This is a genomic window from Idiomarina sp. ST10R2A5, from assembly GCF_051842325.1.
GTDB classification, from domain to species: domain Bacteria; phylum Pseudomonadota; class Gammaproteobacteria; order Enterobacterales; family Alteromonadaceae; genus Idiomarina; species Idiomarina abyssalis.
Genome location: NZ_JBNIEX010000007.1, coordinates 72,886 through 86,165, shown reverse-complemented (window position 1 = coordinate 86,165; position 13,280 = coordinate 72,886). Strand labels below are relative to the sequence as shown.

Below are 13,280 nucleotides of genomic sequence, written 5' to 3'. Positions count from 1 at the left end.
TGTCTAAGCTCCAGTGAGGCTCATAAGCCATACCTATTGTCAATATATTAGACAATAATTTAGATTGACAAGAAAAAAGAGCATTCTTTAAAAAAGATTACTGAGACAATTACTTCTCGGGAGGAGTATAGCCCTCTATTTGGGGATCTTTGCCTTCAAATAAAAAGGCCGTCATTTGGGCTTCAAGAAATTCGCGATCAGATGGATCCATCATATTTAGTCGCTTTTCATTAATCAGCATGGTCTGTTTCTTTTGCCATTCAGCCCAGGCTTCTTTTGATATGTTATTAAAAATTCGTTCGCCCAGTTCACCGGGGTAAAGTTGAAAGTCCAGTCCCTCGGCTTCTTTCTGATAATGCTGGCAAAATACGGTACGACTCATGTTGTACTCACTTATTGGTCATTAATTGTTTCATCAGTCTAACGGTTGGTGCAGCAAAGCCCAAGTCCTTATCGGTGTCAGGTTCTACCCAGAGGTGCTGGTTTTCGTTAAGCTGAGTTTCAGCGGGAACGACGTCTATCAGCAGAGGGTAGCAATCCAGATGAAAATGGCTGAAGGTGTGCCTGAAACCGTGCAACTGTTGGCGGCTATGCTCAGTTAACCCGTACTGCCTGATCACTGAGGGCACTTCTGTTTCTTCTGAGCTTTGAGGGAAGCACCACAACCCCCCCCAAATACCTGTTTGTGGTCTTTTCTCCAGTAACAAGTGGCCCTGGTGGCGGAAAAGCAGCATATGCGTTGCCTTGACTGGCTTGGCTTTTTTCGGCTTCTTACCCGGGTACTGTGTAATTGTATTCTTTGCTTTGGCTAAACAGGAATTGTTGACGGGACATTGCTCGCAGAGCGGCTTAGTTCGGGTGCATATCATTGCACCGATATCCATCATGGCTTGATTATAGGCACCAGAGTCACTCTCAGGAGTAAGCTCCTCGCTGAGTTGCCAGAGCTCTTTTAATACACTGGTCTTACCCGGCCAACCTGCGACAGCAAAGTGGCGGGCTAAGACACGTTTAACATTGCCATCTAAAATTGGGGCGTACTCACCATGCCCAAGTGAACGAATAGCACCTGCTGTCGAACGACCAATACCGGGTAATTCTTCAAGTTCATGAACTTTTTTAGGAAATTCACCGTTAGATCGGGTGCAAATGATTTTTGCCGTTTTATGAAGGTTGCGGGCGCGGGCATAGTAGCCTAAACCTGTCCATAAGTTCAGTACTCGGTCTTGCGGAGCCTCGGCTAATGCTTGAACTGTAGGAAATGTCTCCATAAAACGTTCGAAGTACGGAATAACGGTGGTGACCTGGGTTTGCTGCAGCATAATTTCTGAAACCCAGACACGGTATGGAGTGACATTTTTCTGCCAGGGAAGATGCTTGCGGCCATACTGTTGAAACCAGCGAAGGACCTGAGAGCTGAATGTTTGAGTCAACTGTAAATCTCTGCAAATAAAAATGACTAATTTCAAGAATGTACTATTCTTTATGACATACACAGTGTCTCATATTCCGAGCATGATTGTTATTGCAATTAAAAGGAGCTTTGCAATGAAAACCTTAAACCTAATTACTTTATCTTTGCTTACCGCTGGATTAACCGCTCCGGTTTTTGCACAGCAGACTGAGGTTGAGCAAAACGACTTTTATCTGGGTGCGCGTTTGGGCGTATTCTCTGCTGATGATGACCGCGTTGCGGTCAAAAATCAGCAGTTATTTTTTGTTGATGACGGTTTCAAAACCATCACCTCAGGTATTGAAGCTGGCATGATGTTTACTGAGGCATGGGAAGCCCGTATCTACTACGATTACATGGAAGCCGATTTAGTTGGCGGCGGCGATGGCTATGGCGACAGCTATGGTGTCGATGCGCTGTATCACTTTAATAACAGCTTTTATGCCGGTTTAGGTGTGAATAACACTGAAATTGGTGATGTAACCGATGTCGCAGCTCGCCTGACTCTCGGTCACCGTAGCTTTATTAACGATAATCTCGCGTGGCGGATTGAAGGTGGAGCCCAGCGTGGTTGGGAAGAAGACTACACCGAAATGTTTGCAAACATTGGTTTGCAGTGGTTCTTCGGCGGCCGTGATACAAGCCCTGAGCCAAGACCTCGTCCTGAGCCACAGCCAGAACCTCAACAAGCTGCACCTGAGCCTAAATCAGAGCCTGTAGATTCAGACGGTGACGGCGTTGTTGACTCTAAAGACAATTGCGCAAATACACCTAAGAATTACTCAGTGGATGAGAACGGCTGCATTTTATACGAGAACGAGACTATCACTGAAGAATTACTTGTTGAGTTTGACCTGAACTCATCTGAGATTCGTAGTGGCGAACGGAATGATATCGATGAAATGGCGGAGTTCATGAAAGAACACCCACAATTGGATATTACCATTCATGGACATACCGACAGCACCGGTGAAGCCGAGTACAACCAATGGTTGTCTGAGCGTCGTGCAGAGGCTGTTGCTAATTCACTTGTTGAAAAACACGGTATTGCCAGAAGCCGAGTCGACTTTAAAGGACACGGTGAATCTCAGCCTAAAGTTCGTGAAAACAGCGCGGCTGATCGTCAAACAAACCGTCGTATTGAAGCAACATTGAAAGTTGTTAACCGTGTACCTAAAACACGTTAATACCAATTGTATTGATTGCTTGAAATAGCGATAATAGCTCTACTGTAAACAGGCCTGATTTTTCAGGCCTGTTTTTTTGGTATTAGCTAAGTCACTAATTGTCAGGAAAGTCATGAGCCAGTTTAAAAGTGCCGAAGAAGCCGCAGCGGCGGGTAAGTATGTCAGAACAGTTCGGAGTTTCGTTAAAAGAGAAGGAAGGCTAACGAAAGGACAGGCAACTGCAATTGAACGCCTTTGGCCGACTCTAGGCTTAACGCTGGATAATGGTCGGTTGGATCTTGCCCGGGTTTTTCATCGAAAGGCCTCTGTAACTCTAGAAATCGGCTTTGGCATGGGGCACTCACTGGTTGAAATGGCTGCTAATGACCCCGAGCGCGACTTCATTGGTATCGAAGTGCATGAGCCTGGTGTTGGTGCCTGTCTTATGGCTGTCGAAGAAGCGGGGATAGACAACCTTCGGGTATTTCACGAAGATGCCGTTGAGGTGTTGAAACAGTGTATTCCGGACAAAAGCCTAAACTGCGTTCAGATTTTCTTCCCTGATCCCTGGCATAAAAAGCGCCATCATAAACGTCGTATAGTGCAACCAGAGTTTTTGAGCTTATTAACTCAGAAACTAGAATCTGGCGGAATTATTCATCTGGCAACAGACTGGGAAAATTACGCTGAGCACATGCTAGAGGTGCTAAATGAAGCCTCTGATTTAAGCAATTTATCAGCTTCAGGAGATTACGTGCCCAGACCTGAAAGCCGGCCCAAAACCAAGTTTGAACGCCGGGGCGAGGGTAAAGGGCATGGCGTCTGGGATTTACAGTTCCAAGTTAAGTAATGGTATACGCTTCCGGGTTAATCCAGAAGCGTATCTAAAACTGAGTTCAGAAAGCGGTGGCCTTGCTGTGTTAAACGCCAGTGCTGTGTGTTTTCAGTTACCAACCCTAGAGATTTTGCCTTGCGCAAGTGTTCTGACGCTAAGTCGGCGGAGAGTCCGGTAGTCTGTTCAAAGTTATGTTTGCTGACTGGCTCCAGTAAACGGAACTGATTCATAAAGAATTCAAACATACGGTCGTCAATTGCAACTTCTTTTAACTGATAACGCAGAGCTTTAGTCAGGTCTAAGTAACCTTTAGGGTGCTTTATCTTTTCACAGCGCAGAATCTTATTTTGCTGTGGAAGTGTGACTTTGCTGTGTGCTCCGCAGCCAATGCCTAAGTAATCGCCATACTGCCAATAGTTTTTATTGTGACGGCTTTGGTGACCCGGTTTTGCATAAGCACTCACCTCGTACTGATGATAACCGGCCGCTTCCAGAAGCTTATGACCCTGTTGGTAAATTTCCCATAAGGTGTCATCGTCAGGCAACTCAGGCGGCTGGCTCGCGAACAGGGTATTAGGTTCAATAGTTAACTGATACCAGGAAATATGTGGAGGGTTCAGCGCGATGACCTGACGCAAATCATCTAATGCCATTTCTACGGTTTGATCCGGCAGTCCATGCATAAGATCAAGATTAAAGCTGGCGAGCGGTAACTGATTTGCGTGTCTGGCTGCCTCTTTTGCCTGCTGCGGGTTATGAATACGCCCCAAACGCTGCAGTTGGTGCTCCTGCAGACTTTGAACGCCAATAGACAATCGATTTATGCCGGCAGCAACGAACGCGGAGAATTTTTCGGTCTCAAAAGTACCCGGGTTGGCTTCCATGGTTACTTCGCAGTCAGAACTCAGGGTTACCGTTGCCCGCACACCGTCCATTAATTGCTGTATTGCTGCTGCTGAGAGTACGCTGGGTGTGCCTCCGCCAATAAAAATAGACCGAATTTCTCGCTCCTGTACCCACTCAAGGTCGGCCCTTAGATCTTCCAGCAGGCGGCCGACATAACTTGCTTCGGGCACATCGCCCGTTAGCTTATGCGAGTTGAAGTCGCAGTAAGGGCATTTCTGAATACACCATGGAATGTGTATATACAGAGATAACGGCGGAAGAGTCAGTGGGTAAGTCATTTAGTGAGCTGCTCAAGCAGTTGTTTCAGAGCCTGACCACGATGGCTGAGCTCTTGTTTTTCTGTTTTATCAAGTTGTGCGGCTGAAGCATTTTTTTCTTCAACCCAAAAAACGGGGTCGTAGCCGAAACCATGTTCACCGACAGGTTTTGTTAATATGCGTCCGTCCCAGCGGCCCTGACAGATAATTGGCGTTGGGTCTTCTGCACTTTGCATATAGACCAATACGCAATGAAAACTGGCCTGTCGCTGGTGCTCTTCAGCGCCCTCTAAAGCCTGTAATAATTTATTGATATTCTCGGAGTCTGTCGCATTGGATCCAGCATAACGAGCAGAATAAACACCCGGGGCGCCGTTTAACGTTGCAACGGCAAGGCCTGAGTCGTCGGCAATGGCGGGTAACCCGGTTTGTTGGCACGCATGACGCGCTTTTATAATGGCGTTTTCGACAAAGGTGGTGCCAGTTTCGTCGGCTTCAGCGAAGTCCCAGTCGGACTGTGGGCGGACCTGCCAGTCGGCAGTAGCCTTCGTTTGACTTAACATATGACGTAACTCGGCAACTTTACCTGCATTGCCGGTAGCCAGTACCAAAGTTTTTTGCGGCTTCATAAAACGGACCTGTACACTCATTATTAAGGGGCACAGGATAAAGGGTTTTAACGGGATTTGAAATCTTACATTAGCGTCTAAGTTAAACCTGTTATGATAAATAGGCAGATACAGAGATAAGGAGATTCTATTTGGACTCGGCTAACACCTTGATTTTATTGTGTGGCTTGTTGTTGGTTGTCAGCATTTTAGCCGCTGTCGCCTCCAATCGACTGGGAGCCCCTGTACTACTGACCTTTTTGTTAATTGGTATGCTTGCCGGTGAACAAGGAGTGCTGGGAGTCGAGTTTAACAATCCGGATATCGCCTTTTTTATAGGCTCTGCTGCTCTGGTCATTATCCTTTTTGACGGGGGAATGCGAACTCACCCCGAACGCTTTCGGGTCGCCTTGTTGCCTGCCATTAGCCTGGCAACAATAGGTGTTGCCTTAACCTGTACCTTAGTTGCCTCGCTGGCTGTATATTGGTTTGCTTTGCCCTGGCCTGCAGCCTTGCTTATGGGGGCGATACTTAGCTCAACTGACGCGGCAGCGGTGTTTGGTATATTTCAATCCAGAGGACTACAAATTAAAGAGCGGGTTGCCTCAACACTTGAAATAGAGTCGGGTAGTAACGATCCCATGGCGGTCATTCTGACTTTAACGATGACCGGTGCCGTAGCCAGTGGCAGTTTTCCTGATTGGTATTGGATAGGTCTTGATATTGTCTGGCAGTTAATTGGCGGTCTGACAATAGGTTGGTTAGGTGGGCGGCTATTCATTATTGCCGCTCGAAAACTGCCGTTAAGCTTTAGCTTTTTCCCCTTATTGGCCGTAGCCTGTGCTATCTCCATTTACGCATTAACGGCGAAACTTCACGCCAGCGGCTTTCTGGCTGTTTATTTAATGGGGTTTGTTATCGGTAATGCGCGGTTACCTCAGTTGGTTCATATACTGCAGGTGCAGGACGGACTGGCGTGGTTAAGCCAGATAGCGATGTTCCTCATTCTCGGGTTGCTTGTTGTTCCTTCTCACTTAGTCGCTAACGCACCGGTCGCAATAGGTATTGCCTTTACTCTAATATTTATTGCTCGTCCGTTGGCGGTGGTGGTGAGTTTATTGCCCTTTAGCTTTCCGTGGCGAGAGCAGGTGTTTATCAGTTGGGTTGGTTTAAGAGGGGCCGTTCCCATTATCCTTGCTTTATTCCCATGGCTTAGTGGTGTACCAAATCAGGAGCTTTACTTCGATATTGCTTTTGTTGTGGTAATGATTTCATTGATTATTCAGGGCTGGAGTATTGCGCCGGTAGCGCGCTGGCTGGGGCTGGAGGTACCGTTAAAAGCAAAACCGCAGCAACGTATGCCATTATCGTCTGTGCCCAGTAAAGAGGCGTTGGAGGTCTGGCTTTATCGCATTGATAAAAACTCACCTGCCTGTGACCATACCTGGAAAGAGCTGAAGTTAACTGCGCCTGCCACTTTCGTTGGGTTGATCCGCGACGGCGAATGGTTGCAGCCGGAAACCCAGCCCATGGTTGAAGAAGGTGACGGTTTACTGGTAGCCGCAACGGTTAAAGATATTGATGAAGTCAGTCGAATTCTTGCATCGGGCGGTAAAGGCTTAAAAGTATCAGAAAAAGACTTCTTTGGTGACTTCACTTTACGCGGCGACTTGACGCTGGCCGATGTCGGTAGTTTCTACCCTGTGGGGGACCTCAATGAAGGGTTATTGAGCACAACGATATCCGATTACTTCTTGCTGAAGTTCCATCGCCGCGTAGTTATCGGCGACATGATACGTTTAGGTGATGTTATTCTGACCGTACGGAAAGTCAGTGACAAAGGTGATATCCAGTCAATTGGTGTAAAGCCGGTAAAAGGCTAGTCGTTTAACCAAAATTCCTGGTTAAATTTAAGCGTTTGCTGGTCACCAACCTCAATAGTAAAACGCAGGGTTTCGGCATTGGTGTAATTAAACTGTGCCAGATAGTAACTGGCATCGCCTTCTGTTACCTGCTGAAACTCGAGTTCCTGTATTTGACCCAGCGGGTTAACAACTTGCCCGGTAACGCCAGGGGTTTGTGCTTTTTGAGTTTGTTTGTCGAGCACGGCAATATTAAGTACACCTTTTGAGGCGCTTCGGGTTAAGTCATATTGCGTTGCTACTGCCGGAGCTAATAAGGTGGAGGTAAAAGCGCTGTAGTGAACATCCCATTGACCAAGAGTCTTTTTTTGCTCAGCCATAAGACTGGCAGAGAGCAGCATGGACATAGCTATTACTGTCTTAACAAAGAATGTTTTACTCATCACTTTATCCTCCACCAGTAGCGTTAAACGCCAATTAATATTCGTAAAAACTGCAGGGCAATAATAACAACCAGTACCGATAAATCTAAGCCACCAATTGGTGGAATAACTTTACGTACAGGTGCTAACAGAGGCTCTGTAATTTGATGCAGCATGGCTTCTACCGGGTTATACCCCTGTGAGAACCAACTAAGTATGGCGCGGATTATCAATACCCAGAACAGCATCGACAGCAGGCTGCTAATGGTTGTTAGTATGCCCTGAATGACAATAACCAGTGGACCCACAGCCAGACCATTTAGCCAGACCAAAGCTGCCACTTTCAACATGCCTAGCGCTAGCGCAAATATTAAACTGGCAGTATCCAGCTTACCTATCATTGGCATGAAGCTACGAAGCGGTCCGACAACGGGCTGTGTTGCTTTATACACAAATTGGCTGACCGGGTTGTAAAAGTCTGCCTGGGTTAACTGCATCCAGAGTCGCAACAGCACAATGATCAGATACAGATCAATTAGGGTGGCGACTAAAAATGTTAGGGCGTTATTCATAGTGACTCCTAGAAGAGTTTCGCCATTTCCTGATTACGGTTTACCGCTGCTTTTACGGCTTTTTCCGAAATGCCGTGTAAGTCAGAGTCCTGGTAGGCTTCAACACCCTTAGCTGTTGAGCCGCCTTTACTGGTGACTTGTTTGCGCAAGTCTTCTAATGACAGTTCACTTTCTTTAGCCATTTGTGCGGCGCCTAAACAGGTTTGCTGAACCATTGCGCGGGCTTTCTCTGCATCAAAGCCAAGCTCGGTCGCTGCTTTTGCAAGGCTGTCCATAAACTCGAAAAAGTAAGCTGGTCCGCTTCCGGCAACTGCACCGAGAATATCGAGCTGATCTTCGTCACTAACCCAGAGGGTTTCACCTACGCCGTTAAAGGCTTCTGTGACAAAGTTTTTATCGGCATCGTCCACTGAGTTGTCTGTGACTAACCCCGACATGCCCTGGCCAACCAATGATGGCGTATTGGGCATAACGCGGATAATACGGATGTTTTCGCCTAAATACTCGCGATATTTAGGAATACGGATACCGGCGGCAATGGTAATAATCAATTTATCGGTCAGGTTGTGGACGTTTTCGCGTAAGTGAGCGCAAACTTCTGCCATTAACTGAGGTTTAACTGACAATACGATAGCGTCAGCGTTATTCACCACTTCCAGATTGTCATTGCTGGTATTAACGCCAAGCTCCGACTTCATTTTCTCTAATTTGGCATCGCTGGGGTTACTGACCCAGACCTTGTCAGCAGGGTAACCGCTTTTACACATACCACCGACAATGCTTTGTGTCATGTTACCTGCGCCGATAAAGGCAATATTGCGAATGTCGTTCATTAGGACTCCCGTTCTCCAAAAATTGCTGTTCCAATACGTACCATGTTAGCACCCTCAAGCACTGCTTGTCGCATATCGCCGGACATCCCCATGGATAAGGTATCAATTTGCGCACCATAGGTTTGTTGCAGTTGCTCATAAAGACGAAACATGTGCTGAAAGCTTTGCTTGCGTTGCTCTTCAGTTGTTCCTGCTTTAAGTATGGTCATTAAGCCGCGTAATTTAAGTCTTGAGCAGCTCGTCACATACTCAGCTAATTCTTTAACTTGCTGTGGCGGCAGACCTGACTTGTTGTCATCGTCGTCAATATTCACCTGTAGCAAAACGTTGAGCTGCTCGAGACTGTCTGGGCGCTGTTCATTCAGGCGGCGTGCAATTTTCTCGCGCTCTAAGCTTTGTACCCAGTTAAAATGCTGAGCAATATCTTTTGTCTTGTTGGACTGAATCGGTCCAATAAAGTGCCACTGGACCGGGTCGGGTATTTGTTCTTTCAGCTGCGTTATTTTATCAACCGCTTCCTGAACGTAATTTTCGCCGAAATGCATTTGCCCGGCGGTTACGGCGGCTTTTATTGCATCCAAAGAGTGCTTCTTACTCACGGCAAGCAATCTAACCGACTGCCCATGTTGAGACTCTTCGGCTAAAATCTGCAATTGCTGACGTATTTCCGCAAGATTATTTGTTATCTTTTCTGATACCTTAGTTGTCATTGCCACCGTCATCTCACTGATTCAGGAATAAGATATATGAATGTTAACGAATTACTGGCCTTTAGTGTGAAACAAAATGCTTCGGACTTACATCTGTCTTCCGGCAGTGTTCCTATGATTAGAGTGGATGGGGACATTCGGCCATTAAATCAACCCGAGCACCAGCCCGACGAGCTGAAAGATATGTTGTTTGAGGTGATGAGCAAAGGTCAGTGGCAGGAGTTTGAAGAAAAATTTGAGTGTGACTTTTCGTTCGAGCTTGAAGGCATTGCGCGTTTCCGGGCGAATGTATTCACACAACGAAAAGGTATTGCGGCAGCGTTTCGTATGATCCCCAGTGAAGTCACCACACTGGAACAACTGGACGCTCCTGAAATATTTAAAGACATTGTCAGTGCCAACCGTGGTTTAGTTTTGGTGACCGGGCCAACGGGTTCCGGTAAATCAACGACCTTAGCGGCTATGGTCAATTATTTAAACCAAACCAGGTCGTTACATATTTTGACTATCGAAGATCCGATAGAGTTTGTTCACGACAACCAGAAAAGTCTGGTCAGTCAGCGCGAGGTACACCGGGATACGCGAAGTTTCAGTGCGGCGCTTCGCTCTGCATTGCGTGAAGACCCTGACGTTATCCTGGTAGGGGAAATGCGCGATTTGGAAACCATTCGTTTAGCCATGACAGCCGCTGAAACAGGACACTTGGTTTTAGGTACTTTGCATACAACGTCGGCGCCAAAAACCATTGACCGTATAATTGATGTGTTCCCGGGGGATGATAAGCCCATGATCCGCTCTATGCTGTCGGAGTCATTACGTGCAGTAATTTCACAGAGTCTGCTGAAGCGTGTTGGCGGTGGTCGCGTCGCTGCCCATGAAATTATGCTGTCGTCACCCGCTATCAAGAACCTTATCCGTGAGGATAAAGTGGCGCAAATGTACTCGTCCATACAAACAGGGGCAGAGCGTGGCATGCAAACATTGGATCAGGCGCTCAAGAAATTGGTTGCACGTGGCGATATAGAAGCAGATGAGGCGCGCCGCTGCGCGGTGAATAAAGAGGATTTCTGATGCAAATACGGAGTGTTTGGCTGTTTTTATTGCTGGCCTTTGCGTCCAGTGTGTCGGCACAACAATCAACACGAGTGGCCTTTGGTTGCTGCATTGACCATACCAGTCGGCAGGAAATCTGGGATGCCGTTAACCATGCACAGCCTGAAGTGTTTGTTTTCCTGGGCGATACGGTTGATGTCGATGCAGATGATATGGATGACCTACTCGATGCCTACGAGGTTTTTAACCGTTACCGGGGGCCGAGGGTTTTACGCCGCAACTCGGCAGTAATGTCCGTTTGGAACCGTAACGACTACAGCCTGGGTGGCAACAGTGGCAAGAATAACCCGAATCGCTATGCCGTTAGGAATCACTTTTTGACCTTCTGGCGTGAGCCAGCAACTTCAAAACGACTTTTTCAGACGCACGGTATTGCTAAAAGCGTGATTTTTGGCAATGAACCGCAACGTGTTCAAGTCATTGTGCTCGATGGGCGCTGGAATAGAGACCCACTCACTACCGTAGGTTGGATGGAGCGCCAAACGCGCCGTTTTAATTCTGACTTAGGCCCTTATCAGGCAAATAATACCGGTGCCTTACTGGGTGATAAACAATGGCAGTGGCTTGCTGAACAGTTACAAAAGCCAGCTGAGGTGCGTATTATTATGAGTGCGACACCGGTACTGGCTCCGGCAAACGGCTATGACAGTTGGGCGCTCTACAAACGTGAACAAAAACGCTTAAAAGAATTGTTAACTGAGCTGAAGCCCTCTGGTTTACTCTTGGCCAGCGGCGATAGGTTTTTTGGTGAATTTGCAAAGTCCGACGAGTTTCTTTCTTACCCACTATGGCAGGTAACTCCGGGTACTATTAACTTTGACGGTGATACCCCTTACCAGTCAAGTTATCGCGACGGAAAGGCTTTTACGGAAAGCCGTTATGGTCAAATTGAAGTGATATGGAAAGAGCAGCCGGAATTGGTATTAACGCTCAGAGACATTGATGGCCGGCCGCTCGATAGTCGTAAACTTAACCTTAGTCAGTTGCAACCAGATTAGGAGCTACACGGTGTTGTGTGGCTTGTTCGTAAGCAAATGCCGCTTCTATCAGTATTGCTTCAGAACGTGCTGCTCCAAAAAAGCTCATTCCAACGGGTAGAGCCGGTTGGTCACCTATTTGAATGTAACCCATCGGCACGGTTATGTGCGGGTACCCGGCGACTGCCGCTGGTGAACTGGCCGAGCCTGAATAATTGTCTCCGAGAACATGGTCAATTTTCCAGGCCGGACTGGTTGTTGGAGCAATGAGTACATCAAGGTTGTTTTCGCTAAGCATGGTGTCAATGCCTTCTTTACCGGCCAGCTTTTTGCTGTTAGCCAGGGCCTGCTGATAAGCCGCTTCATCTTCCTGCGCATTGGCCATTTCAAAAAGCTCCTGACCAAATAATAAAAGCTCTTGTTCAGCCAGTTCATTATTGGCTTCTATCATGTCGCCGAGGTTGCGGTAAGGAAGCTTGGTGTCGGCAAGATACGAAGCCATGTCATTCTTAAACTCATACAGTAGTACTGTGAACTCGTCACCACCGTATTCGCCGTAGGTTGGCATTTCGACATCAACAAGTTGCGCCCCCTGAGCTTTCAGAATCTCAAGTTGTTGTTCAAATTGTTTGTCCAGTAGCTCGTTGTATCCCATTAAATTGCGAACCACACCAATGCGTTTGCCTTGTAGCCCGTCTGTTTTTAAATGAGAAGCAAAGGTTGTTTCACTGCTGTAGCCGGCAGAGTCGCTGGAGTCATGTGCTTTCATTACATCGAGCATCAAGGTAGCGCCGGTGACAGTGCGTGCCATTGGGCCTGCGGTGTCCTGGCTATGTGCGATAGGAATAATGCCGTCGCGACTGATAAGCCCCAATGTTGGTTTTATGGTGACAATGCCATTAACAGCTGCAGGGCAGACTAACGAACCATCGGTTTCCGTACCGACCGATAGCGCAACGAAATCTGCGGCGACTGAAGTAGCAGAACCTGCACTTGAACCACAAGTTGAGCGGGTTCTGTCATAAGGGTTTACGGCCTGACCGCCTATGGCGCTCCAGCCTGAACTTGAACGCGTTGAACGAAAGTTAGCCCACTCACTTAAGTTGGCTTTGCCAAGAATAACCGCACCGGCATTTCTCAGTTGTTGCACTAAAAATGCGTCATCTTCCGGATAATTTTCTGCAAACAGAAGCGAACCTCCGGTGTTTGGCATACCGTCTGCGGTATCAATGTTGTCTTTTAGCAGAACAGGTATGCCGTGCAGTGGACCGCGGACTTTCCCCTGCTGGCGCTCTTTATCCAGCCGTTTGGCATCAGCTAATGCGTTTTCATTCAGTCTATTTACCGCTCTTAGTTCGGGACCCTGCTGATTGTTTTGGTGGATGCGTTGCAGGTAATACTGTGTGAGCTGTTCGGCAGTTAGTTGACCTTCGTTCATGGCTTGCTGAAGCTCAGTTACTGAAGCATCCTGCCAGGTAAATTCGGCGTGATCTGCAGGTGATGTCTGGCAGGCTGTTAAGGCCAGAATAAACAGAATTGAAACCAGTTGTCTCATGCTTAAACCCT

Annotated in this window: 14 protein-coding genes; 5 read left to right on the top strand and 9 right to left on the bottom strand. The window is 47.3% G+C overall.

What is annotated here, in order from left to right; translation table 11 throughout:
* Positions 1-109: 109 nt before the first annotated feature.
* Positions 110-382, bottom strand: a complete 273-nt coding sequence (locus tag ACP7FG_RS10015; protein ID WP_054489235.1) for an oxidative damage protection protein — start codon at positions 380-382, stop codon at positions 110-112.
* 7 nt (positions 383-389) lie between these two features.
* On the bottom strand, positions 390-1,433 hold the full coding sequence (gene mutY / locus ACP7FG_RS10010) for an A/G-specific adenine glycosylase (protein WP_439226275.1): 1,044 nt from the start codon (positions 1,431-1,433) through the stop codon (positions 390-392).
* Positions 1,434-1,548: 115 nt separating this feature from the next.
* Here mutY and ACP7FG_RS10005 point away from each other — a divergent pair, with 115 nt between their 5' ends.
* Both ACP7FG_RS10005 and trmB read left to right on the top strand, forming a co-directional pair.
* Positions 1,549-2,640 carry an OmpA family protein gene (locus ACP7FG_RS10005; protein WP_439226274.1) on the top strand — a complete coding sequence of 364 codons (1,092 nt, stop codon included), beginning with the start codon at positions 1,549-1,551 and terminating at the stop codon, positions 2,638-2,640.
* 112 nt (positions 2,641-2,752) lie between these two features.
* On the top strand, positions 2,753-3,469 hold the full coding sequence (gene trmB / locus ACP7FG_RS10000; protein ID WP_439226273.1) for a tRNA (guanosine(46)-N7)-methyltransferase TrmB: 717 nt from the start codon (positions 2,753-2,755) through the stop codon (positions 3,467-3,469).
* 17 nt (positions 3,470-3,486) lie between these two features.
* Here trmB and hemW read toward each other — a convergent pair whose 3' ends face one another.
* Together hemW and rdgB are read right to left on the bottom strand one after the other, a co-directional pair.
* Positions 3,487-4,638: a radical SAM family heme chaperone HemW gene (hemW, locus tag ACP7FG_RS09995; RefSeq protein WP_439226272.1), complete on the bottom strand. Its 1,152-nt coding sequence runs from the start codon at positions 4,636-4,638 to the stop codon at positions 3,487-3,489.
* Positions 4,635-5,246: an RdgB/HAM1 family non-canonical purine NTP pyrophosphatase gene (gene rdgB, locus ACP7FG_RS09990; RefSeq protein WP_439226271.1), complete on the bottom strand. Its 612-nt coding sequence runs from the start codon at positions 5,244-5,246 to the stop codon at positions 4,635-4,637. The genes hemW and rdgB overlap by 4 nt, the downstream gene beginning before the upstream one ends.
* A 131-nt stretch (positions 5,247-5,377) precedes the next feature.
* On the opposite strand from rdgB, the gene ACP7FG_RS09985 reads away from it, so the two are divergent.
* Entirely contained in the window at positions 5,378-7,108 is a 1,731-nt protein-coding gene (locus ACP7FG_RS09985) for a potassium/proton antiporter (protein WP_439226270.1), read from the top strand.
* Here the strand turns inward: ACP7FG_RS09985 and ACP7FG_RS09980 are convergent.
* Genes ACP7FG_RS09980 through ACP7FG_RS09965 form a run of 4 tightly spaced genes read right to left on the bottom strand, consistent with a single transcriptional unit; the run spans position 7,105 to position 9,624 of the window.
* The gene (locus tag ACP7FG_RS09980) at positions 7,105-7,530 is read right to left on the bottom strand and encodes a DUF4426 domain-containing protein (RefSeq protein WP_224798220.1); all 426 of its coding nucleotides are present in this window, start codon (positions 7,528-7,530) and stop codon (positions 7,105-7,107) included. The two genes, ACP7FG_RS09985 and ACP7FG_RS09980, sit on opposite strands and share 4 nt — an antisense overlap.
* Before the next feature lie 23 nt (positions 7,531-7,553).
* Positions 7,554-8,081, bottom strand: a complete 528-nt coding sequence (locus ACP7FG_RS09975; protein ID WP_054489223.1) for a YggT family protein — start codon at positions 8,079-8,081, stop codon at positions 7,554-7,556.
* Positions 8,082-8,089: 8 nt separating this feature from the next.
* On the bottom strand, positions 8,090-8,914 hold the full coding sequence (gene proC, locus ACP7FG_RS09970) for a pyrroline-5-carboxylate reductase (RefSeq protein WP_199495112.1): 825 nt from the start codon (positions 8,912-8,914) through the stop codon (positions 8,090-8,092).
* Complete coding sequence (locus ACP7FG_RS09965) at positions 8,914-9,624, bottom strand: YggS family pyridoxal phosphate-dependent enzyme (protein WP_439226269.1); 711 nt, start codon at positions 9,622-9,624, stop codon at positions 8,914-8,916. Before ACP7FG_RS09965 ends, proC begins: the two co-directional genes overlap by 1 nt.
* A 36-nt stretch (positions 9,625-9,660) precedes the next feature.
* On the opposite strand from ACP7FG_RS09965, the gene ACP7FG_RS09960 reads away from it, so the two are divergent.
* A complete protein-coding gene (locus tag ACP7FG_RS09960; protein WP_439226268.1) occupies positions 9,661-10,695 on the top strand; it encodes a type IV pilus twitching motility protein PilT in 1,035 nt (344 codons plus the stop codon).
* The gene (locus tag ACP7FG_RS09955; RefSeq protein WP_439226267.1) at positions 10,695-11,735 is read left to right on the top strand and encodes a phosphodiesterase; all 1,041 of its coding nucleotides are present in this window, start codon (positions 10,695-10,697) and stop codon (positions 11,733-11,735) included. The genes ACP7FG_RS09960 and ACP7FG_RS09955 overlap by 1 nt, the downstream gene beginning before the upstream one ends.
* On the opposite strand, the gene ACP7FG_RS09950 is transcribed toward ACP7FG_RS09955, so the two are convergent.
* A complete protein-coding gene (locus ACP7FG_RS09950) occupies positions 11,713-13,269 on the bottom strand; it encodes an amidase (protein ID WP_439226266.1) in 1,557 nt (518 codons plus the stop codon). The genes ACP7FG_RS09955 and ACP7FG_RS09950 overlap by 23 nt on opposite strands.
* Positions 13,270-13,280: the final 11 nt, after the last annotated feature.

What these genes read in the sequence shown, in the direction of transcription:
- ACP7FG_RS10015 (WP_054489235.1), bottom strand. Translation starts at nt 382, where the DNA reads ATGAGTCGTACCGTATTTTGCCAGCATTATCAGAAAGAAGCCGAGGGA.
- ACP7FG_RS10005 (WP_439226274.1), top strand. Translation starts at nt 1,549, where the DNA reads ATGAAAACCTTAAACCTAATTACTTTATCTTTGCTTACCGCTGGATTA.
- trmB (WP_439226273.1), top strand. Translation starts at nt 2,753, where the DNA reads ATGAGCCAGTTTAAAAGTGCCGAAGAAGCCGCAGCGGCGGGTAAGTAT.
- hemW (WP_439226272.1), bottom strand. Translation starts at nt 4,638, where the DNA reads ATGACTTACCCACTGACTCTTCCGCCGTTATCTCTGTATATACACATT.
- rdgB (WP_439226271.1), bottom strand. Translation starts at nt 5,246, where the DNA reads ATGAAGCCGCAAAAAACTTTGGTACTGGCTACCGGCAATGCAGGTAAA.
- ACP7FG_RS09980 (WP_224798220.1), bottom strand. Translation starts at nt 7,530, where the DNA reads ATGAGTAAAACATTCTTTGTTAAGACAGTAATAGCTATGTCCATGCTG.
- ACP7FG_RS09975 (WP_054489223.1), bottom strand. Translation starts at nt 8,081, where the DNA reads ATGAATAACGCCCTAACATTTTTAGTCGCCACCCTAATTGATCTGTAT.
- proC (WP_199495112.1), bottom strand. Translation starts at nt 8,914, where the DNA reads ATGAACGACATTCGCAATATTGCCTTTATCGGCGCAGGTAACATGACA.
- ACP7FG_RS09965 (WP_439226269.1), bottom strand. Translation starts at nt 9,624, where the DNA reads ATGACAACTAAGGTATCAGAAAAGATAACAAATAATCTTGCGGAAATA.
- ACP7FG_RS09960 (WP_439226268.1), top strand. Translation starts at nt 9,661, where the DNA reads ATGAATGTTAACGAATTACTGGCCTTTAGTGTGAAACAAAATGCTTCG.
- ACP7FG_RS09955 (WP_439226267.1), top strand. Translation starts at nt 10,695, where the DNA reads ATGCAAATACGGAGTGTTTGGCTGTTTTTATTGCTGGCCTTTGCGTCC.
- ACP7FG_RS09950 (WP_439226266.1), bottom strand. Translation starts at nt 13,269, where the DNA reads ATGAGACAACTGGTTTCAATTCTGTTTATTCTGGCCTTAACAGCCTGC.